This is a genomic window from Leucobacter sp. M11 (genome assembly GCF_035726885.1).
Taxonomy (GTDB): Bacteria; Actinomycetota; Actinomycetes; order Actinomycetales; family Microbacteriaceae; genus JAPFRB01.
Genome location: NZ_JAPFRB010000001.1, coordinates 564,718 through 565,829 on the forward strand (window position 1 = coordinate 564,718; position 1,112 = coordinate 565,829).

The 1,112-nt window shown below is 73.1% G+C and carries 1 protein-coding gene; it reads right to left on the bottom strand.

Annotated elements, in window-relative coordinates; translation table 11 throughout:
* Positions 1-1,112, bottom strand: a 1,112-nt coding sequence (locus OOT08_RS02890; RefSeq protein ID WP_325091040.1) for a TM0106 family RecB-like putative nuclease, incomplete at both ends; no start/stop codon positions are given.

The window sequence follows — 1,112 nt, forward strand, 5'->3', positions numbered from 1 at the left end:
TAGAGCGCGAAGACCTCGCCCGACTTGAGGGAACTGCCGGGCGCGATCTCGCCGTCGAGGCGAAGCACGCGCCGGGCGACCCGCTTACCCGCCGGCAGGTGCCAATCCTGGACGACCCCGCTCAGCTCGGGGTCCACCACGAGGACGTCCCGGGTGCTCGCCCAGTCCTCGACGGGGTCCACCAGCCGGGCGAAGTGCGCCCACCAGAAGGCCTTGTGTTCGCGAGCGTGGTAGTCAATTGCGGCGCTCGCGAGCGCCGCAGCGGTCTGCTCCGGGCTCCGGGCCTCGCCCGCCTCGGCGACGCCGTGCCGGGCGAGGCCCGCCGCCGTCTCGCTCTCCACGAGCGGCGGGGTGCCGCGGTCGACGAGCTCTGCCGGGTAGGGCGTGACCCCGTGCTCGGCGGCGCGTGCCCGCAGCCAGTCCCGCAGGCGCAGGGTGCTCCGGCAGTCGTACTCGTTGTAGTCCGCGATGGCGTCGAGGCGGCGCTGCCCCTCGGCCCGGTCTGCCGCATCGGGGCTCGCGAGGAGCTCCCTGGCATCGGCGTACTCGCTGATCGACTGCCCGCCGGAGGTCACGCCGTCCTCGTCGCGGAGGTCGGCACCCATGTAGAGCGGCTCCAGCTTCTTGATCGAGTAGGAGCGGGAGCCCACCCGGAGCGCGCGACGCACGATCGGGTAGAGGTCCACGAGCACGTGCTCGCGGAGCAGGGCGTCCACCTCGGCCTCCCCCTCGCCGTGCCGGGCCGCGATCGAGCTCAGGTGCACGCGCTCGTAGGCGGCGTAGTGATAGATCTTGAGCCCGGGATCGAGCGCCCGCCGGGCGGCAACCAGGTCGAGGAAGTCGCGGAGGGCCTGCTTTTCCTCGGCGAGCGTGTGTGCCCAGAGCGCGGTGAAGCGGGCCTGCGTATCGACGAGCCCGAAGAGGTAGTCGATGCCCCACTCGGTGCGGCCCCCGCGCTCGCCTGCCCGGAACAGCGGGTCGCCCTCGAAGTCGAAGAAGAGGTCGCCCGGGTTCGGCTCGGGCAGGGCAGCGAGCGCGGCGGGGTCGATGACCTCGACCCGCGGGGTGGCTTCGCCGGCGCTCGCGAGCTGGAGCCGGGCCTGCGCGGTCAG